This window comes from uncultured Pseudomonas sp., from assembly GCF_913777995.1.
Taxonomy (GTDB): Bacteria; Pseudomonadota; Gammaproteobacteria; order Pseudomonadales; family Pseudomonadaceae; genus Aquipseudomonas.
The window spans coordinates 66982-85193 of sequence record NZ_CAJYVE010000029.1; the positions used below are offsets into that span (position 1 = coordinate 66982).

At 62.9% G+C, this 18212-nt stretch carries 15 protein-coding genes, 1 other RNA gene and 2 pseudogenes; 6 read left to right on the top strand and 12 right to left on the bottom strand.

Features of this window, described 5'->3' with window-relative positions; genetic code table 11:
• Positions 1-417: 417 nt before the first annotated feature.
• The 9 genes and pseudogenes from QZ497_RS12655 to QZ497_RS12695 all read right to left on the bottom strand — a co-directional run.
• Positions 418-623: pseudogene (locus QZ497_RS12655) on the bottom strand (hypothetical protein); the annotation flags it as partial.
• Positions 587-1012: pseudogene (locus QZ497_RS12660) on the bottom strand (integrase arm-type DNA-binding domain-containing protein); the annotation flags it as partial. The pseudogenes QZ497_RS12660 and QZ497_RS12655, both read right to left, overlap by 37 nt.
• A gap of 185 nt (positions 1013-1197) precedes the next feature.
• Positions 1198-1589: a transfer-messenger RNA gene (ssrA, locus tag QZ497_RS12665) on the bottom strand.
• Positions 1590-1673: 84 nt separating this feature from the next.
• Positions 1674-1958 (bottom strand): hypothetical protein, encoded by a 285-nt coding sequence (locus QZ497_RS12670; RefSeq protein WP_295475253.1) that lies wholly within the window; start codon positions 1956-1958, stop codon positions 1674-1676.
• 235 nt (positions 1959-2193) lie between these two features.
• Positions 2194-5004, bottom strand: coding sequence for an FAD-binding and (Fe-S)-binding domain-containing protein (locus QZ497_RS12675; protein ID WP_295475255.1), 2811 nt, complete (start codon positions 5002-5004; stop codon positions 2194-2196).
• The gene (locus QZ497_RS12680) at positions 5001-5672 is read right to left on the bottom strand and encodes a lactate utilization protein (protein ID WP_295475258.1); all 672 of its coding nucleotides are present in this window, start codon (positions 5670-5672) and stop codon (positions 5001-5003) included. Before QZ497_RS12680 ends, QZ497_RS12675 begins: the two co-directional genes overlap by 4 nt.
• Entirely contained in the window at positions 5669-7129 is a 1461-nt protein-coding gene (locus QZ497_RS12685) for a LutB/LldF family L-lactate oxidation iron-sulfur protein (RefSeq protein ID WP_295475261.1), read from the bottom strand. Before QZ497_RS12685 ends, QZ497_RS12680 begins: the two co-directional genes overlap by 4 nt.
• On the bottom strand, positions 7126-7947 hold the full coding sequence (locus tag QZ497_RS12690; RefSeq protein WP_295475263.1) for a (Fe-S)-binding protein: 822 nt from the start codon (positions 7945-7947) through the stop codon (positions 7126-7128). Before QZ497_RS12690 ends, QZ497_RS12685 begins: the two co-directional genes overlap by 4 nt.
• Before the next feature lie 71 nt (positions 7948-8018).
• Positions 8019-9704, bottom strand: a complete 1686-nt coding sequence (locus QZ497_RS12695) for a lactate permease LctP family transporter (protein ID WP_295475266.1) — start codon at positions 9702-9704, stop codon at positions 8019-8021.
• A 367-nt stretch (positions 9705-10071) separates the two neighbouring features.
• On the opposite strand from QZ497_RS12695, the gene QZ497_RS12700 reads away from it, so the two are divergent.
• Positions 10072-10839, top strand: coding sequence for an FCD domain-containing protein (locus QZ497_RS12700; protein ID WP_295475269.1), 768 nt, complete (start codon positions 10072-10074; stop codon positions 10837-10839).
• A 39-nt stretch (positions 10840-10878) separates the two neighbouring features.
• On the opposite strand, the gene smpB is transcribed toward QZ497_RS12700, so the two are convergent.
• Positions 10879-11361, bottom strand: a complete 483-nt coding sequence (smpB, locus tag QZ497_RS12705; RefSeq protein ID WP_295475272.1) for an SsrA-binding protein SmpB — start codon at positions 11359-11361, stop codon at positions 10879-10881.
• Between the two features lie 349 nt (positions 11362-11710).
• Between smpB and QZ497_RS12710 the strand changes: the two genes are divergently transcribed.
• Both QZ497_RS12710 and QZ497_RS12715 read left to right on the top strand, forming a co-directional pair.
• Positions 11711-12145: a type II toxin-antitoxin system RatA family toxin gene (locus QZ497_RS12710; protein WP_295475274.1), complete on the top strand. Its 435-nt coding sequence runs from the start codon at positions 11711-11713 to the stop codon at positions 12143-12145.
• A complete protein-coding gene (locus QZ497_RS12715; RefSeq protein ID WP_295475276.1) occupies positions 12138-12452 on the top strand; it encodes an RnfH family protein in 315 nt (104 codons plus the stop codon). Before QZ497_RS12710 ends, QZ497_RS12715 begins: the two co-directional genes overlap by 8 nt.
• A gap of 67 nt (positions 12453-12519) precedes the next feature.
• Here QZ497_RS12715 and QZ497_RS12720 read toward each other — a convergent pair whose 3' ends face one another.
• Positions 12520-13047, bottom strand: coding sequence for an outer membrane protein assembly factor BamE (locus QZ497_RS12720; protein WP_295475279.1), 528 nt, complete (start codon positions 13045-13047; stop codon positions 12520-12522).
• 96 nt (positions 13048-13143) lie between these two features.
• Here QZ497_RS12720 and fur point away from each other — a divergent pair, with 96 nt between their 5' ends.
• Positions 13144-13548 carry a ferric iron uptake transcriptional regulator gene (gene fur, locus QZ497_RS12725; protein ID WP_295475282.1) on the top strand — a complete coding sequence of 135 codons (405 nt, stop codon included), beginning with the start codon at positions 13144-13146 and terminating at the stop codon, positions 13546-13548.
• Positions 13549-13618: 70 nt separating this feature from the next.
• Here fur and recN read toward each other — a convergent pair whose 3' ends face one another.
• Positions 13619-15292: a DNA repair protein RecN gene (recN, locus tag QZ497_RS12730; protein ID WP_295475284.1), complete on the bottom strand. Its 1674-nt coding sequence runs from the start codon at positions 15290-15292 to the stop codon at positions 13619-13621.
• Positions 15293-15549: 257 nt separating this feature from the next.
• On the opposite strand from recN, the gene grpE reads away from it, so the two are divergent.
• On the top strand, positions 15550-16113 hold the full coding sequence (gene grpE / locus QZ497_RS12735; RefSeq protein ID WP_295475286.1) for a nucleotide exchange factor GrpE: 564 nt from the start codon (positions 15550-15552) through the stop codon (positions 16111-16113).
• Between the two features lie 104 nt (positions 16114-16217).
• Positions 16218-18134 carry a molecular chaperone DnaK gene (dnaK, locus tag QZ497_RS12740; RefSeq protein ID WP_295475289.1) on the top strand — a complete coding sequence of 639 codons (1917 nt, stop codon included), beginning with the start codon at positions 16218-16220 and terminating at the stop codon, positions 18132-18134.
• Positions 18135-18212: the final 78 nt, after the last annotated feature.

The window sequence follows — 18212 nt, forward strand, 5'->3', positions numbered from 1 at the left end:
GTACTTTTAGGTAGTTGATCAGGCAAATTGAAAGAAATTTTCTGCCTTGAGCAGGGCTGAGCCAGCAAAAGGATGGGATTTCAATAAGGTGCCGAAGTATCGCACCCACAGGGTGTTCACGAAAAGCTATGAAGAGGGTTAGCCGGTGGATATCGTCCCAAACTGAAGAAGGACTGAAGCAGACCTTCGTAGCCAAGCGGACTTCTAGGACTGCTGATCAGTAGCTTCCAGGCGCTCACTTGATATTGGTTGTGCGTCTGCAAGGGCCGAGGAATTCGCCATCAGCAAGCACCCTGAGTAGTGGCTTGCTCAGCAAGCTGCCTTAGCTAAGCTCGAAAGATGAAGGTCCACTGAGGGGCGAAAGCAGTCCTGCCTGAGCGATTGCTTCTGGCCGGCAGTCAGCCAACACTTTTCGATAACTCGCCGCGCATCATTGATAGCGGGCCCTGTTCGGAGCGGCACCACTTCACGAATGCCTGCCATTGATCACAGTGCGCCCTCACCGTGCCGTAGCCGCCGCCGAACATGTCTTTCAGTGCCTGCGGCCCTGCATAGCTCAAGTGCCTGCCATAGCCGAAATTGCGATCATCTCGGGGAACACGTGCAGCGCAAGCGACCGCCAGATGTCCTCGGCGCAGGCTGGGGGGACGGAGTCTTTCTTGAGCTCAAACCAGGCCGTGGCCACGTTCTCGAAGGTGTGTTCCGGTTCTGCGCGCTTGGCTTCATTCAACGTATTGCGCTGCACCTTGGGATCGATGCCTTGGGCGAGAAGCTCGCGCGCCTCGACCGCCATCTTTCGTGCGTTCGCCAGTCACAGTTCGGGGTAGGTCCCGCATCCGATGTTGATGCGCTTCTTGGTCGCCGGTTCGCGGTTGGTGAAATTACACATCACCGAGCCGTTGCTGAGTACGCGGAGCTACAAACCGTCACCATCTGTGAGGACGTAATCCTTGGATGCGGGTTTGACTCCCTTGAGCTGTCGATCGGAGAAGCGGAGGTTTTGAGCGGGCATGAGATTGAACCCGAGCACTGATTCTGTATTTCAAAGATCAGCAGCGGGTGTGATGGAATACCGTCTGGAATACGCGAACAGCCGTACCTCAAAAACCTCCGCCACCCGCAAACCTGCTGAAATCCCGTACTCATCAAATCCCAACCACAAAAAAAGGCGCCCTAAGGCGCCTTTCTCTTCAAATTTGGTGGAGCCGGGGGGATTTGAACCCCCGTCCGCCAGTACTCCGCTGTCGGTCCTACATGCTTAGCCGTGTCTATTGAGTTAACCCTCAGCGACCCGACGGGCAGGGTGCTTTGGGCGAGTTGCGTAAGTTTTAGTCACGTCGGCCGCAACGTCCTAGGTGACGATCCTGTTCTGTATGACAATCGGTTCGGGTTTACAGGCATCCCCTAGCGATTGCTGGAGCCGAAGCTACCAGAAGAGCTAGTCGCGCCGCTTACGCAGCGAGAGCGTAGCCCTCGTAGTTTTCGTCATTGGCAACTATAGAAAGTTGCAACAGTGGATTTACGACTTCTGTTACCAAGTCGGCATGCACCTAGAGTTTCGTCACCGGCGTCGAATCCTGATCGGCCCCGTGACTACCTGTAGGCAGTCAGTGGGGCGCAGTGTACGCCAATCGGCGCGACACGTCGACCCACTGCCTGGTGCTGTTCGGCAGTTATTTGGCGCCTTCGCTGCCCGAGCCCATTTTCTTCAGGCTGGCGATGGCCTTGGAGGTCAGCTCGATGCACTGCTTCTCGTCGCCTTTGGCCTTGGCCGCCATGCCGTCGGCTTCCACCTTTTTCAGCATTTCCTGGGTTTCAGTGCTGAGGTTGGTGTTGGTTGAAACCTGGGCATCCTTGATGGCCTGCAGGTTGCTGTCGCACAGATCGTCAGCGGCGAATACCGGCGAAGCGAGGAGTGCAGCGCTGAGGAACAGTCCTGTAAAAGCGGTACGTTTCATGTCGTTTCTCCTTGAACCTGTGGACTCGGTATGGCCGGTCGTGAGGCCGCTGCCCGAGGTGTCAGGTGGTGCACAGCACCCCTGAAAGGGAGCCCGCATTCGTGCGGGCTTACTGGATGGACTGCGCCGCCTGGCAAGGGTTCTATTTATTTTCCTAACCGTAATAAAAAGTCGAAAAGTGCCTAACGCGCACGAAAAAGGGGCAAAGATTGCCCCTTTGGTTGAAGTGTGCGGTTCAGTGCGCGCGCGGTTGGGTGACCCTGTCTACGAGGTAGACGAGGCTGTGGTAGTCGATGCCCGAGTGATGGCTCAGGCCGATTTCACAGGTGCGGCTGGTGGACAAGCCTTCGCTGCAATGCTGTACGGCGTCCTTGAGCGGGCGCAGGGCGTGGGCGTTGAGTTCCGGGGTGGTGAAGCCCTTGTCGCCGGCGAAGCCGCAGCAGTGAATGCCTTCGGGCACTACCACATTGACGCTGCACAGCCGCGCCAGTTCGATCAGCGCCTGGCTTTCGCCGAGGTGCTGGGTGCTGCAGGTCACGTGCACCGCCACCGGCGCCTGCTGTGGGGTGAACTCCAGTTTGTCGAGCAGGTGGGTGCGGATGAAGCGCACCGGGTCGTAGAGGTCCAGGCGTACGTCTTTGAGGTCCTGCACCAGGCGCAGGGTGCAGGGGCTGGTGTCGCAGTAGATCGGGTCGAGGCCGCCGCGGCTGGCGCGCAGCAGGGCGTTGATCAGTTCGTTGCGTTTCTCTTCGGCTTCGCGGGCGTAGCCCTTGGAGGCGAAGGGTTGGCCGCAGCACAGGCTGTCGGCGTCGTCGGGGAACACCACTTGGTAGCCGGCCTTTTCCAGCAGGCTGCGGGTCTTGTCCAGCAGCGAGGTCTGTTCGCGGTCGCTGGCCGCCGGGCCCATGACCCGCGACACGCAGGCGGCGAGGTACACCACTCGCGGGCGTGAGTCCTGGGCCGGGGTGTTCACGCGAATCGTCTCGGTGGCCTGGGGCAGGGCGGGGGTCCATTGCGGTACACGGCCGGCCGTGGCCTGGTGCAGGCGCGCGGTGAGGCGCGTCAGGCGCGGCGCGCCCAGCAGGCGGCGGGCGCCGTCGGCGGCCCACAGGGTGAAGCGCGCGCCGCGCAGGGCGGTGTGGAAGTGCTGGGCCAGCCACCCGGCGGTCTTGTCGTGGCGGGCCTGGGTGCCGCGCAGTTGCTTGACCAGCTCGCCGGTGTTGATGCCCACCGGGCAGCGCTGCGCACATAGGCCGGTGGCGGCGCAGGTGTCGATGCCCTGATACTGGTAGTCGCGCTCAAGGGCTTGGGTGTCTTCGCCGTTGCGCCGCCGTGCCTGGATATCGCGCCAGATGACGATGCGCTGGCGCGGGCTGAGGGTCAGGCCCTTGGAGGGGCACACCGGCTCGCAGAAGCCGCACTCGATGCACTTGTCGACGATGGCGTCGGCGGCGGGCAGCGGCTTGAGGTTTTTCAGGTGAATCTGCGGGTCGTCGCTGAGGATCACGTCCGGATTGAGGATGCCCTTGGGGTCGAGCAGGCGTTTGAGTTGCCACATCAACTGGTAGGCGTCGTGGCCCCATTCCTTCTCGACGAAGGGCGCCATGTTGCGCCCGGTGCCGTGTTCGGCCTTCAGCGAACCGCCGAATTCCACGGCCACCAGCTCGGCGACGTCGTCCATGAACGCCTGGTAGCGCGCCACCTCTTCGTGGCTGTTGAAGCCCTGGGTGAAGACGAAGTGCAGGTTGCCCTCCAGGGCGTGGCCGAAGAGGATGGCTTCGTCGTAGCGGTGCTTGTCGAACAGCGCAATGAGCCTGCGCACGCCGACGGCCAGTTGCTCCACCGGAAAGGTGACGTCTTCGATGATGACCGTGGTGCCGGTTTGCCGTACGGCGCCGACGGCGGGGAAGGTGTCTTTGCGAATTGCCCAGAGGCGGGCGTTTTCCACTGGGTCTTCGGTGAAGTCGACCTGTTTTTCCACCGGGAAGGCGGCCAGCGCGGCCATGATCTGCGCCAGTTGTTCATGCAGCAGGCTGTGGCTGGCGGCGCGGGCTTCGATGAGCAGGGCGCAGGCGTTGTCTGAAAGTTCACGCACGAAGGTCGGCATGCCGGGTTTGTTCTGCACCGAGCGCAGGCTGCGGCGGTCGAGCAGCTCCACGGCTGCCACCGGTTGCTGTTTGAGCACGGTGACGGCGTTGCAGCAGGTTTCCACGTCGGGGAACACGATCAGCGCCGAGGCCTTGTGCGGGTGGTCGGGCACGGTGTGGTAGGTCACCGCGCTGATGAAGCCCAGGGTGCCTTCGCTGCCGACCAGCAGGTGGCTGAGGATGTCCAGCGGCTCGTCGAAGTCGACCAGAGCGTTGAGCGACAGACCGGTGGTGTTCTTCAGCCGGTACTTGTGGCGAATGCGCGCGGCCAGTTCAGTGTTGGCGCGGGTTTCCCGGCCCAGGCGGGCGAGTTCGGCGAGCAGCTCGGCGTGGCTGGCGCGAAAGGCCGCCACGCTGGCCGGGTCTTCGGTGTCCAGGCGCGTGCCGTCGGCCAGCACCAGGCGCAGGCCGGCCAGGGTGTGGTAGGTGTTCTGCGCGGTGCCGCAGCACATGCCGCTGGCGTTGTTGGCGACGATGCCGCCAATCTTGCAGGCGTTGATCGAGGCCGGGTCGGGGCCGATCTTGCGCCCGTAGGGGGCCAGCCAGGCGTTGGCCTGGGCGCCGACCACGCCGGGTTGCAGGCGTATCTGCGCGCCCTGGTCGCGAATCTCGCGGCCGTTCCAGTTGTCGCCCAGTACCAGCAGCACCGAGTCGCTGATCGCCTGGCCCGAGAGACTGGTGCCGGCGGCGCGGAAGGTCACCGGCACCTGGTGGGCCTGGGCCAGTTTGAGCAGGGCGACCACTTCGTCTTCGGACTCCACGCGAATCACCAACTGGGGAATCAGCCGGTAGAAGCTGGCGTCGGTGCCGAAGGCCAGGGTCGACAGCGGGTCGTTGAAGCGTCGCTGTTCAGGAATGAGCAACTGCGCCTGGCGCAGAAAGGCGGCGGGCAGGGTCATGCGTCCTCCACAATCAGCACCACCAGGTCTTTCGGACCATGGGCGCCATAGGCCAGCACCTGTTCGATGTCGGCGGTCTTGGATGGGCCGGAGATCAGCAGCGCGTTGGTCGGCATGCTGCTGGCCCAATGCTGTTCGCGCTGCACCTGGTAGAGGTTATCGCGAATCTGGCTGGCCTTGAGCAGGGCGAAGTGCACGGGTGGCACCAGGCTCATCAGCCGTGGCTCTTCGCGGGTGGGCCAGAGAATCAGGCTGCCGGTGGCGGCGATGGCGCCGAGGGTGGAGGTGAAGCTGGCGGCGACATCGTCGAACAGCTCCTTCTTCCACGCTTCGATGGGGCGCTCGTAGGTTTTCAGTGGCGGCAGGCCGGGTTGCTGCGCCCACTGCGCCTGCACGCGCTGGCCGGCGGGCGTGCCGGGGGCGATCAGCAGGTTGGCCAGTTGGCGCTCGTGCACCAGCTCGGCCAGGCGCTGTGGCCAGGTCTGTTCGCTGCACAGGTGAGTTTCCGTGTGCACGGCTTCCATCAGCTGGCGCAGGCGCGCCACGCGTTGCTCCGGGGGGTAGGTCCAGGGCTCGGTCACCAGCGCTTCATTGAACTGATCGGCGATGGGGCGGGTGCCTTCCAGGCTGCGGCGCAGCTTGCCGAGAATGTTGTGCTTGGCGCTCATCGGGCGCTCTCCTTGTGGCGGGCCTGGTGTTCGCGGGCCAGTTCGTGCAGCGAGCGGGCGGCGGGCCTGGGCTTGCTGTGGTGTTGCGTCCACGGGCCGATGTCGCCGGGCAGCAGGCCGCGCAAGCGCGTGGCGAAGAAGCCGAACACGCGGTACAGCGTTGGCGAGGTGTTGAGCAGGCGCCAGGCGTTCCAGATGAACCGTTCCTTGCGCGAATACTTGCGACCCTGGTCGCGCATCACCGGGTTGGGGCTGTCCGGGGCCTTGACGTTCTCTTCGCGCAGGCGGCGCAGCAGGGCGGGAATGGGAATCTTCACCGGGCACACTTCACCGCAGGCACCGCACAGTGACGAGGCGCTGGGGTGGTCGGGCACGCGGGCCAGGCCGGCCATGTGCGGGGTGATGATCTTGCCGATCGGGCCGGGGTAGACCTCGCCGTAGGTGTGCCCGCCCACCCGGGTGTACACCGGGCAGTGGTTCATGCACGCGCCGCAGCGAATGCAGTTGAGGCTCTGGCGCAGCTCGCTGTCGGCGAAGGCCTGGCTGCGACCGTTGTCCAGCAGCACCAGGTGCACTTCCTGTGGGCCGTCCAGCTCGTGGGCCTTGCGCGGGCCGGAGATCATGTTCACGTAGGTGGTGATCGGTATGCCCAGCGACGAGCGGGTCAGCAGCGACAGCAGCGGCACGGTGTCGCGCAGGTTTTCCACCACCTTCTCGATGCCGGTCACGGCGATGTGCACCGGTGGCACGCTGGTGACCATGCGCCCGTTGCCTTCGTTTTCCACCAGCAGCAGGGTGCCGGTTTCTGCCACGGCGAAGTTGACCCCGGAAACGCCGATGTCGGCCTCGAAGAACTTCTGCCGCAGCACGCGGCGGCCGGTCTGGATCAACTGGTCGACGTCGGTGGTGAAGTCGACGCCGAGGGTGTCGTGGAACAGCTGGCCGACCTGGGTGGCGTTCTTGTGGATGGCCGGCATGATGATGTGCGAAGGCTTTTCATGGTCCATCTGCACGATGTACTCGCCCATGTCGGCTTCCAGGCATTCGATGCCACGCTCGCCGAGGAAATGGTTCATTTCCATTTCCTCGCTGACCATCGACTTGCCCTTGATCAACTGACGCGCGCCGTGTTGCTCGACGATGGACAGCACGATGGCATTGGCTTCTTCGACGGTCTCGGCCCAGTGCACCTTCACGCCATTGCGGATCAGGTTGCTTTCCAGCTGTTCCAGCAGCTCGGGCAGCTTGGAGAGGGCGCGGGCGCGGATGGCGTTGCCCAGTTCGCGCAGGTCTTCGCGTTCGTCGGCGTCGCTGAAGGCTGCGGCACGCTTGACCATCAGCGAGTCCATGGCGCGGCGGAAGTTGCCGCGCAGTTGCGAATCGCCCAAGGCGTGGCGAGCGCGTTCGCGGAAGTCGGGTTCTATCTGCAGGGCGGGGATGCGTTGCGGCGCGTTCATGAGCGGCCTCCGCTGCGTTGCCACAGGAAACTGGCCAGGTGCTGGCCGCGCAGCGCAGCGCGCTGCTTTTCCAGGGCGCCGTTGATGTTCATCAGGCAGCCGCAGTCGGCGGTCAAAACCTGGTCGGCGCCGGATTCCTTCAGGGCGCGGGTCTTGTCGGCGACCATGGCGCCGGAAATGTCGGGCATGCGCACGCTGAAGGTGCCGCCGAAGCCGCAGCATTCGCTTTCGTGGTCGTGCTCCACGCGCTCGACGTTACCCAGCTGGGCCAGCAGCTCGCGGGCATGCAGGTGGGTGTTCATCTCGCGGCGTGCCGAGCAGGAGGTGTGCAGGGCGATGCGCGTCGGCTGGCCGTGGTCGCTGAAGCGCACCTTGCACACGTGCAGCAGGAATTCGGTGAGTTCGAAGGTGCGTTCGGCCAGTGCGCGCACCTGTTCGAGCATCGCCGGTTCGTCCTTGAACAGCTCCGGGTAATGCTCGCGGAACATGCCGGCGCAGGAGCCGGAGGGCACCACCACTGGGTCGCTGCCGGCGAACAGCCGCACCTGGGCACGCGCGACTTCGCGGGCCTGTTCGGTGTAGCCGCTGGTGTAGGCCGGCTGGCCGCAGCAGCTCTGGCCCTGTGGATAATTCACCTCGATGCCTTCGCGCTCCAGCAGGTGAATGGCGTCCATGCCGGCTTCGGGGAAGAACAGGTCGACCACGCAGGTGCCGAACAGGTACACGCGGCTCGGCTTGTGCTCGGGGTACTGCCGGGGCCGGTGGCGGGGGGCGACGCGGGTGGCCTTGGGGGAGGCGTTGTAGAAGAGTTCGCTCATCAGGTGTTTCTCCGGGTGGGCCCGGTTATCGAAAACTGGCGCCCGCCGGGGCCGGCGCCAGGGTGTGCGGCTCAATGCACCAGCATGCCGGTGAACCAGTACGCCTGGGCGTAGGTGATGATGCCGACCAGGGTGGCGAAGAACAGGCTGTGCTTGAGGGTGAAGCGGAACAGGTCCGACTCCTTGCCGACCAGGCCGGTGGCGGCGCAGGCCACGGCGATGGATTGCGGCGAGATCATCTTGCCGGTGACGCCGCCGCTGGAGTTGGCCGCCACCATCAGCACGTCACTGACGCCGGTCTGGTGCGCGGTGGTGGCCTGCAGGGCGCCGAACAGGGCGTTGGCCGAGGTATCCGAGCCGGTGAGGAACACGCCCAGCCAGCCGAGGAACGGCGAGAAGAACGGGAACGCCGCGCCGGTACCGGCCAGTACCAGGGCCAGCGTGGAGGACATGCCCGAGTAGTTCATGACGAAGGCGAAGGCCAGCACCATGCCGATGGACACGATGGCCCAGCGCAGCTCGATGAGGGTCTCCTTGAAGGTGGTCAGACCAATCTTCGCGCTGATGCGCAGTACGATCATCGACACGATGGCCGAGAGCAGAATGGCGGTGCCCGAGGCGGCGATCAGGTCCAGCTTGTACACCGCCGGCATGGCCGTGGCCTTGGCGACGATGGGCGTGCCTTTGATGACCATCTGGTCGAGGAACGGCACCGCCGTGTTGATGGTCCAGGCCTGCAGCGGGCCGCCAGCGGCGAACAGCGCCTTGAACGGCTTGAGGGTCCAGACGGTGACCATGGCGGTGAGAATCAGGAACGGCGACCAGGCCTTGAAGATCTGCCCGGCACTGTAGGGCGATGGCGTGCGCGACGACATCGGAGCGCTGCCGCCACCGCCCAGCATGGCCGCGCCACCGCCGCTGATCACCACGTCGCTGGCACGCTGCGGCTGCCAGACCTTGAGGAACAGGGTCAGGGAAATGATGCTGACCAGCGCCGAAGTGATATCGGGCAGCTCGGGGCCGATGAAGTTAGAGGTCAGGTATTGGGTGAGGGCGAAGCTGGCCCCGGCGACGAACGCGGCCGGCCAGGTTTCCCGCACACCGCGCACGCCGTCCATGATGAACATCAGCCAGAACGGTACGAAGATCGACAGCAGCGGCAGCTGGCGGCCGGTCATGGCGCCGATCTTGAACGCTTCGATACCCGACACCTGGCCGGCGACGATGATCGGAATGCCCAGGGCGCCGAAGGCCACCGGTGCGGTGTTGGCGATCAGGCACAGGCCGGCAGCGTACAGCGGGTTCAGGCCCAGGCCGACCAGCAGCGCGGCGGTAATCGCCACCGGGGCGCCGAACCCGGCCGCGCCTTCCAGGAAGGCGCCGAAGCAGAAGCCGATCAGCAGCACCTGCAGGCGCTGGTCGTCGGTGATGGTCAGTACCGAGCTGCGGATGATCTCGAACTGGCCGCTCTTGACCGTGAGTTTGTACAGGAACACCGCCGCGACGATGATCCAGGCGATGGGCCACAGACCGTAGGCGAACCCGTAACCGGCGGCGGCCAGGGCCATGTCCACCGGCATCTGGAAGGCGAAGATCGCCACCAGCACCGACAGCGCCAGGGTGATGCTGCCCGCGATATGCCCCTTGAGCCGGAACACCGCCAGCGCCAGGAAGAAGAACACGATGGGAATCAGCGCAGCGGCGGCGGAAAGGCCGAGGCTGCCCAGGGGGGTATAGAGTTGTTGCCAGGTCTGCATTGGGTTGGCCCCTAGTTGTTTTTGGTTAGGCCCGGTGTTCGGTGGCGCGGTTGCCTTGTTCGGCAGGCGGGTGCAGCGCCCTGTTCACCAGCTCAGGCCTCTCGGGTCGAGAGGTCCAGCAAGGGGAGGTTGGTCGATCTCCCTTTTATCTCTGGATAATTGGTAATACCAATTTACCGAGATTGTTGGCTAGGTTAGAGGCCCCATGGGAGGCGTGTCAATTTGTCCAGCGCACGACTTTGGTCGGACCTGTTCTGCTCGGTGATAAAAACGCGCTCGGCAGGACGCATCTGCCAGGTGCCGAACGTCTGCCGATCGGCCAGAATAGACGCCCCGATAACGAGGTCGGGAAGCGGGAGTGAGGGTTATGGGATTTGGTCAGATCCGGCAGCGCCGTTTGTCGGACGATATCGTTGAGCAGCTGGAAAAGATGATTCTGGAGGGGGCCTTGAAGGCCGGTGGTCGCCTGCCCGCCGAGCGTGCCCTGGCCGAGCAGTTCGGCGTGTCGCGGCCATCGTTGCGGGAGGCGATCCAGAAGCTCACCGCCAAGGGCCTACTGGTCAGCCGCCAGGGCGGTGGCAATTACGTGGCCGAGAACCTCGGCTCGACCTTTAGCGATCCGCTGCTGCAACTGCTGGAAAACAGCCCGGATGCGCAGCGCGACCTCCTGGAGTTCCGCCACACGCTGGAGGCTTCATGCGCCTACTACGCGGCGCTGCGCGCCACCGACCTGGACCGTGAACGCCTGCGCGAAGCCTTCGATGCCTTGCAGGATTGTTACGCGCGGGCCGAGGAGGGCGGCGGTGCCGAAGAGGGCGCGGCGGATGCCAACTTCCACCTGGCGATTGCCGAGGCCAGCCACAACGCGGTGCTGTTGCACACCATTCGCGGTCTGTTCGACCTAGTGCGGCGCAACGTTGTGATCAATATCGGTGGTATGTACAAGCAGCGTGCGGAAACCCGCGAGATGCTCATCGAGCAGCATCGGGAGTTGTACGAAGCAATCGTCGAGGGGCGTGCCGAAGAAGCTCGCAGCGTGTCGAGCCGGCACTTGATGTACGTGCAGGAGGTGTTACAGGAGGTGCGTGAGCAAGAGGCGCGTGCCGCCCGCGCGGAGCGGCGGCACAACCTCTGAGCAGAGGGCTCGCCGGGGCCTGGCGAGCGCGCCTGGGCGTCAGTCTTCCTTGCCCTTGTTGCGCACCACGCGTTGCAGCTCGCGCTTGGTGTCGCGCTCGCGCTCGGTGTCGCGCTTGTCGTATTCCTTCTTGCCCTTGCCCAAGGCGATTTCGCATTTGATCAGGTGCTGCTTCCAGTACAGCGAAAGCGCTACGCAGGTGTAGCCCTTCTGTTGCACGGCGGCGAACAGGCGGTCCAGTTCGCGCTGGTTGAGCAGCAGCTTGCGGGTGCGGGTAGGGTCGGCGATGACGTGCGTGCTGGCGGTCTTGAGCGGCGTGATGTGACTGCCCATCAACCAGGCTTCGCCATCCTTGAGCAGGATATAGCTGTCGACCAGTTGTACCTTGCTGGCACGCAGGCTCTTTACTTCCCATCCGGCCAGGACCAGACCGGCCTCGAACTTCTGTTCGATGAAGTAATCGTGATGCGCCTTTTTATTTTGCGCGATGGTCCCTGTGGGGTGCTTTCTGAGTTTGGCCATAGGGGGCGCATTATAGGCAGTTGCTGCGTCGGCGGCTACGGAGCACGAACGAAAACGTCATGCGCCTGACAAACCTGTGTAACGCTTGCCTGCCGGGCTTCTGGCCGACATTGTCGCAGCCGTTGCACGGCTCCCGGGTCGTGGTGCGCTTGAGCGAGAAGGGCGAATCCCGGACAATGCGCGCACTTTTTTACCGATGTAACGTGGCGTGTCGCATCCCAGCGGCCCACGACTCAGGTAGAACAGCCAGGGCGCAGCGGTGTCCGATGCTGTTAACCTGATTTCATTTTCGCGCCATGCAGCGCCGTTCGGCGTTGGTTTGCCGCTCAGCCTTGGAAATGACGCTGACATGACTACGCATATTCAACGCTCGGCATTGCTGCCGTACCCGGCCCGGTTCCTTTACGACCTGGTCAACGACGTGGCCCGTTACCCGGAATTCTTGCCGTGGTGCGCGGCGGCCGTGGTGCACGAGGCCAGCGATACCGAAATGCGTGCCAGCCTGGAGATCGCCAAGGGTGGCCTGAGCCAGAAGTTCGTGACCCGCAACACGCTGGTGCCAGGCGAGTCGATCATCATGGATCTGGTCGAAGGTCCCTTTAACCAGCTGCACGGCGTGTGGACCTTCAAGGCGCTGAACGAAAAGGCCTGCAAGATCAGCCTCGACCTGTCTTTCGACTACGCCGGGCCGCTGGTGCGTGCCACCCTCGGCCCGCTGTTCAATCAGGCCGCCAATACCCTGGTGGATGCCTTCTGCCAGCGCGCCAAGCAGCTGCATGCCTGAGCCGCTGATCGATATCGAGGTGGTGCATGCCGGCGTCGACCGCCAGGTGCTGCTGACCCTGCAGGTACCGGCTGGCAGCACCTTGATGCAGGCGGTGCTCGCCAGTGGCATCGCGCAGTCCTTTCCTGAGCTGGATCTGCAGGCTTCGGCGATGGGTATCTTCGGCAAGGTGGTCAAGGACCCGGCCGCGCATGTGCTGGAGGCGGGGGACCGTATCGAAATCTATCGGCCGCTGCTGGCCGACCCCAAGGAAGTACGACGCCTGCGTGCGGCGAAAACAGCGAAGCCGCGCAAAGGCCGCGCCTGAGGCTTTCTGGAGGCAAAAAAATGCCCGGCGTGCCGGGCATTTTTTATGGGGGGCCGCTTTATGCGGCTTAGCGCGAGGGCGCTTCCAGCGGCTCTTGCACGGGCGCCGGGACCGTTTCGACGCTGTCGACGTCCTTCTGGATCTGGTCGAGCAGCGAGCCTGGGCGAGCCGGTTGTTCCGGTTTGGGCTGCGGCTGGTTCTCTACAGGCGCTGTCACGTTGGTATCGCTGCCTTTGCCGAGGATCGCTTCGTCGCGGCTGACGCCGGGCATGAAGTCGCCGGACAGGCTAACCAGTTGGTCGTTGCCGTTGAAGAACAGGCTGATGCGCTCTTGCTGACGTTCGCCGCCACCGGGTTGCAGGCTATACAGGTAGTCCCAGCGGTCGGTATGGAAGGTGTCGACCAACAAGGGGTTGCCCATGATAAACCGCACTTGCCGCCGGGTCATTCCTGGGCGCAACTGGTCTATCATGTCCTGCGTGACGACATTTCCCTGCTGGATGTCGATTTTATAAACCCCGGGGAACGAGCAACCGGCGAGTGCGAGCAGTCCCACGAATGTGAAACTGGTTAGCAAGAGCTTGGTGTTTTGCATCGGTGGGCGACTTCCACTATCTTGGCTGGGTCAACAAACCCCGATCATACCTGCATTAAGAGAAGCTGCGAAGCAGCGTCTACGAGAAAGCTGACCATGGTTGAAAATAGCGAACTACGTAAAGCAGGACTCAAGGTGACCCTACCGCGGGTCAAGATCCTCCAAATGCTCGATTCTGCCGAGCAGCGCCACATGAGTGCCGAGGATGTATACAAGGCACTGATGGATGCCAGTGAGGATGTCGGCCTGGCCACGGTCTACCGTGTCCTGACCCAGTTCGAAGCTGCTGGCCTGGTCGTGCGTCATAACTTCGATGGCGGTCATGCCGTGTTCGAATTGGCCGATGGTGGCCACCACGACCACATGGTCAACGTCGATTCCGGCGAGGTCATCGAATTCTTCGACGAAGAAATCGAAGCCCTGCAAAAGGCTATCGTCGAGCGTCATGGCTACGAGCTGGTGGATCACAACCTGGTGCTCTACGTACGCAAGAAGGCCTGAGGCTTTCACAGCGACATGAAAAAGCCCCTTGTCGATGCGTTCGGCAAGGGGCTTTTTTGCTGCCTGTATTTCAGCCTTTCGGGGTGATGATCATCTTCTTCGCATGGGCCAGCGACTCTTTGGTCAGGTCGATCCCGCCCAGCATGCGTGCCACTTCTTCTATACGTTCCTTCTTGTCCAGCTTCGACACTGCCGTGCGAGTGGCATTGCTCTCGCGCACCTTGTGCACGAACAGGTGTTGATGGCCCTGGGCTGCTACTTGCGGCAAGTGGGTCACGGTGATCACCTGGCCACGGTCGCCCAGGCGGCGCAGCAACTGGCCGACGATCTCGGCGGTCGGGCCGCCGATACCGACGTCCACTTCGTCGAACACCAGGGTCGGGATGCGTGAGGTCTGTGCGGTGATGACCTGGATCGCCAGGCTGATACGTGACAACTCGCCGCCCGAAGCCACCTTGGACAATGGCTTGAGTGGCTGGCCAGGGTTGGCACTGACCAGCAGTTCGACCTGCTCCAGGCCGTAGGGCTGCAGTTCCTGGCTGCTGCCAGGCTTGAGTTCGATATTGAAGCGCCCTCCCGGCATGCCGAGACGATGGATTTCCTGCTCTACGGCATGGGCCAGCTCACCCGCCGAGCGGTGACGCAGGTCGCTCAGTTCCCGGGCCTTTTCCTGGTAGTGGCGAGCATAGGCGGCCAGCTCGTTCTGCAGGCGCTCGATGGACTCGTCGCTGGCGTTGAGGGTCTCGATTTCGTCGAGCAGCTTCTGGTGCAGCGCCGCAACTTCATGGGGTTGCACGCGATGCTTGCGGGCCAGGCTGTAGATGGCATCCAGGCGTTCTTCTATCTGTTGCAGCCGTGCCGGGTCTGCATCGAAATGATCGAGGAAGCGATTCAGCTCGCCCATGGCTTCTTCGACCTGGATCTGTGCGCTGGACAGCAGGTTGGTCGCTTCGCTGAGCGAGTTGGAATTGCTGCTGACGCTGGACAGGCGATTGAGGCTGTTGGTGAGCGCGTGCAGCACGTTGCCGGAGTCACTTTCGCTGCACTGCTCGATGACCTGGCGGCAGATGGTCAGCAGGCTTTCGGCATTGGTGAGGGCCTTGTGGTCCTGTTCGAGCTGTTCCAGCTCGTTTTCACCAAGGCTGAGATTTTCCAGTTCTTCGAGCTGGTAGCTGAGCAACTGGTGACGTGCGCGCTGCTCATCGCCCGAGCTGGACAGGCGTTCCAGTTCCTGGCGGGTCTGGCGCCAGCGCTGCGAAGCGAGCTGGACCTGGCGAGCCAGCTCGGTGGCACCGGCATATTCGTCGAGCAGGCGCCGGTGGGTGTCGGTCTTGAGCAGCGACTGGTGTTCATGCTGGCTGTGGATATCGATGAGCAGTTCGCCCAGTGCCTTGAGGTCGCCCTGTGGGCAGGGCGTGCCATTTATATAGGCGCGGGAGCGGCCTTCGGCGGTGATGACCCGGCGCAGGATGCAGGGGGAGTCGCCATCCAGGTCGCGCTCGCTGAGCCAGGCGCGTGCCTCCGGGATTTCAGCCAGGTCGAAGGTGGCAAGGATATCGGCCTTGTCGGCGCCGGGACGGACCACGCCGCTGTCGGCGCGGTCGCCCAGGGTGAGGCCCAGCGCGTCGAGCATGATCGACTTGCCGGCACCTGTCTCGCCCGTGATTACGCTCATCCCGCGGTCGAGCTCCAGGTCGAGGTGCTCGACGATGGCGTAGTTGTGTACGGAAAGATGAACCAGCATGCAGCGGCTCCAAGGTCGTTGGTCTGGTTATTTATACAGTGTTTTGTTTTGGCCTGACAATGCCCGCGCTTAGTCCGATTTGCACGGCTGGGCGGCGGATTTATACCTCTGTAGCGGAAAATGCCCGCTTCGCACGGCCTTTGGCGTGGCCGATGCGCTTTTCCGTCGACCTTGCCCCTTGAAGCTGGAAATTCCGCTCCCATATAGGGGGCAGAAGCGCGAGTTGGGATCGCGGACGTTTTCGAGAGGAGAAAGTTATGGCTGACGAACAGAACCTGGATACGCAAGCTCAGGAACAGGCCGCACAGGCCGGTGCCGGTGAAGACCTGGCGACCCGTGTACAGGTGCTCGAAGAGCAACTGGCTGCCGCACAGGACCAGTCGCTGCGTGTCGCTGCGGATCTGCAGAACGTCCGCCGCCGCGCCGACCAGGATGTCGAGAAGGCACACAAGTTCGCGCTGGAGAAGTTCGCCAGCGACCTGCTGCCGATCATCGACAGCCTGGAACGCGGTCTCGAGCTGTCCAACCCCGATGATCAGAGCATCCGCCCGATGCGCGAAGGCATCGAGCTGACCCTCAAGATGTTCCAGGACACCCTCAAGCGTTACCAGCTGGAAGCCATCGACCCGCATGGCCAACCGTTCAACGCCGAGCATCACCAGGCCATGGCCATGGAAGAGAACGCCAACGTCGAGCCGAACACCGTGCTCAAGGTGTTTCAGAAGGGCTACCAGCTCAATGGTCGCCTGCTGCGCCCGGCAATGGTCGTGGTCAGCAAGGCGCCTGCACCGGCCAAGCCCTCGATTGACGAGCAGGCTTGAAATTTTCCGGGCAGCCCCCATTTAACGGTCAAGCGTTTTTAAAGAGCTACCGCGATCTGTGAACCCGGTCGCGGCAACCAATCAAAAGTTTCGGGAGAGTCAAGATGGGTAAAATTATCGGTATCGACCTGGGGACTACCAACTCCTGCGTCTCCATCCTCGAAGGCGGCAACGTCAAGGTCATCGAAAACGCCGAAGGCGCGCGTACCACCCCTTCGATCATCGCCTATGCCAACGATGGCGAAATCCTGGTTGGCCAGTCGGCCAAGCGCCAGGCGGTCACCAACCCCCACAACACCCTGTACGCGGTCAAGCGTCTGATCGGCCGTCGTTTCGACGAGAACGTCGTACAGAAAGATATCCAGATGGTCCCTTACAAGATCGTCAAGGCCGACAACGGCGACGCGTGGGTCGAGGTGAACAGCCAGAAGATGGCTCCGCCACAGATCTCCGCTGAAATCCTGAAGAAGATGAAAAAGACCGCCGAAGACTTCCTCGGCGAGTCCGTGACCGAAGCGGTCATCACCGTTCCGGCCTACTTCAACGACAGCCAGCGTCAGGCGACCAAGGATGCGGGTCGTATCGCCGGTCTGGACGTCAAGCGCATCATCAACGAGCCTACCGCTGCGGCGCTAGCCTACGGCATGGACAAGGCCAAGGGTGACCGCACCATCGTCGTCTACGACCTGGGTGGTGGTACCTTCGATATCTCGGTCATCGAGATTGCCGAAGTCGACGGCGAGCACCAGTTCGAAGTGCTGGCCACCAACGGTGACACCTTCCTGGGTGGTGAAGACTTCGACATCCGCCTGATCGACTACCTCGTCGAGGAGTTCAAGAAAGAAAGCGGCATGAACCTCAAGGGTGACCCGCTGGCCATGCAGCGCCTGAAGGAAGCTGCGGAAAAAGCCAAGATCGAGCTGTCCTCGGCTACCCAGACCGACGTCAACCTGCCCTATATCACCGCCGATGCCAGCGGTCCCAAGCACCTGAACGTCAAGGTCTCCCGCGCCAAGCTGGAGTCCCTGGTGGAAGAGCTGGTCGAGCGCACTATCGAGCCCTGCCGCACGGCGTTGAAGGACTCCGGTCTGGACGTCTCCGACATCCACGAGGTCATCCTGGTGGGCGGTCAGACCCGCATGCCGCTGGTGCAGAAGCGCGTGGCCGACTTCTTCGGCAAGGAAGCGCGCAAGGACGTCAACCCGGACGAAGCCGTCGCCATCGGTGCCGCCATCCAGGGCGCCGTGCTGGCCGGTGACGTCAAGGACGTGCTGCTGCTGGACGTCACCCCGCTGACCCTGGGCATCGAGACCATGGGTGGCGTGATGACCGCGCTGATCGAGAAGAACACCACCATTCCGACCAAGAAGTCGCAGGTGTTCTCTACCGCCGATGACAACCAGAGCGCCGTGACCATCCACGTGCTGCAGGGTGAGCGCAAGCAAGCCGCGCAGAACAAGTCGCTGGGCAAATTCGACCTGGCCGAGATTCCGCCAGCGCCACGCGGCGTTCCGCAGATCGAAGTGACCTTCGACATCGACGCCAACGGCATCCTGCACGTCGGCGCGAAAGACAAGGCCACCGGCAAGCAGCAGTCCATCGTGATCAAGGCCAACTCCGGTCTGTCCGAGGAAGAAATCCAGCAGATGGTGCGTGACGCCGAGGCCAATGCCGAGGAAGACCGCAAGTTTGAAGAGCTGGCCTCGGCCCGTAACCAGGGTGACGCGCTGGTCCACTCGACTCGCAAGATGATTTCCGACGCCGGTGACAAGGTCACTGCCGAAGAGAAAGCCGCTGTCGAAGCTGCTGTGGTTGCGCTGGAAGCTGCCGTGAAAGGCGACGACAAGGCTGCCATCGAAGCCAAGGTCGAAGAGCTGTCGAAAGTTTCGGCTCCGATCGCGCAGAAGATGTACGCCGAGCAGGCTGAAAACCCTGAGGCGGCTGCCAAGCCTGCCGAAGGTGCGGCGAAGGCCGACGACGTCGTCGACGCCGAGTTCGAAGAAGTCAAGGACCACAAGTAAGCGCAGGCTCACTTGCAACCCGATTGACCGCAGGCCCGCGGGAACGGGTAGGATGTCGCCGCGCGGGAGCTTGCTCCC

Excerpts from the sequence above, each read along its gene's own strand:
- grpE (WP_295475286.1), top strand. The coding sequence starts at position 15,550 with ATGGCTGACGAACAGAACCTGGATACGCAAGCTCAGGAACAGGCCGCA.
- QZ497_RS12675 (WP_295475255.1), bottom strand. The coding sequence starts at position 5,004 with ATGACCCTGCCCGCCGCCTTTCTGCGCCAGGCGCAGTTGCTCATTCCT.
- dnaK (WP_295475289.1), top strand. The coding sequence starts at position 16,218 with ATGGGTAAAATTATCGGTATCGACCTGGGGACTACCAACTCCTGCGTC.
- QZ497_RS12710 (WP_295475274.1), top strand. The coding sequence starts at position 11,711 with ATGACTACGCATATTCAACGCTCGGCATTGCTGCCGTACCCGGCCCGG.
- fur (WP_295475282.1), top strand. The coding sequence starts at position 13,144 with ATGGTTGAAAATAGCGAACTACGTAAAGCAGGACTCAAGGTGACCCTA.
- QZ497_RS12690 (WP_295475263.1), bottom strand. The coding sequence starts at position 7,947 with ATGAGCGAACTCTTCTACAACGCCTCCCCCAAGGCCACCCGCGTCGCC.
- QZ497_RS12685 (WP_295475261.1), bottom strand. The coding sequence starts at position 7,129 with ATGAACGCGCCGCAACGCATCCCCGCCCTGCAGATAGAACCCGACTTC.
- QZ497_RS12700 (WP_295475269.1), top strand. The coding sequence starts at position 10,072 with ATGGGATTTGGTCAGATCCGGCAGCGCCGTTTGTCGGACGATATCGTT.
- QZ497_RS12715 (WP_295475276.1), top strand. The coding sequence starts at position 12,138 with ATGCCTGAGCCGCTGATCGATATCGAGGTGGTGCATGCCGGCGTCGAC.
- QZ497_RS12695 (WP_295475266.1), bottom strand. The coding sequence starts at position 9,704 with ATGCAGACCTGGCAACAACTCTATACCCCCCTGGGCAGCCTCGGCCTT.
- recN (WP_295475284.1), bottom strand. The coding sequence starts at position 15,292 with ATGCTGGTTCATCTTTCCGTACACAACTACGCCATCGTCGAGCACCTC.
- QZ497_RS12670 (WP_295475253.1), bottom strand. The coding sequence starts at position 1,958 with ATGAAACGTACCGCTTTTACAGGACTGTTCCTCAGCGCTGCACTCCTC.
- QZ497_RS12720 (WP_295475279.1), bottom strand. The coding sequence starts at position 13,047 with ATGCAAAACACCAAGCTCTTGCTAACCAGTTTCACATTCGTGGGACTG.
- smpB (WP_295475272.1), bottom strand. The coding sequence starts at position 11,361 with ATGGCCAAACTCAGAAAGCACCCCACAGGGACCATCGCGCAAAATAAA.
- QZ497_RS12680 (WP_295475258.1), bottom strand. The coding sequence starts at position 5,672 with ATGAGCGCCAAGCACAACATTCTCGGCAAGCTGCGCCGCAGCCTGGAA.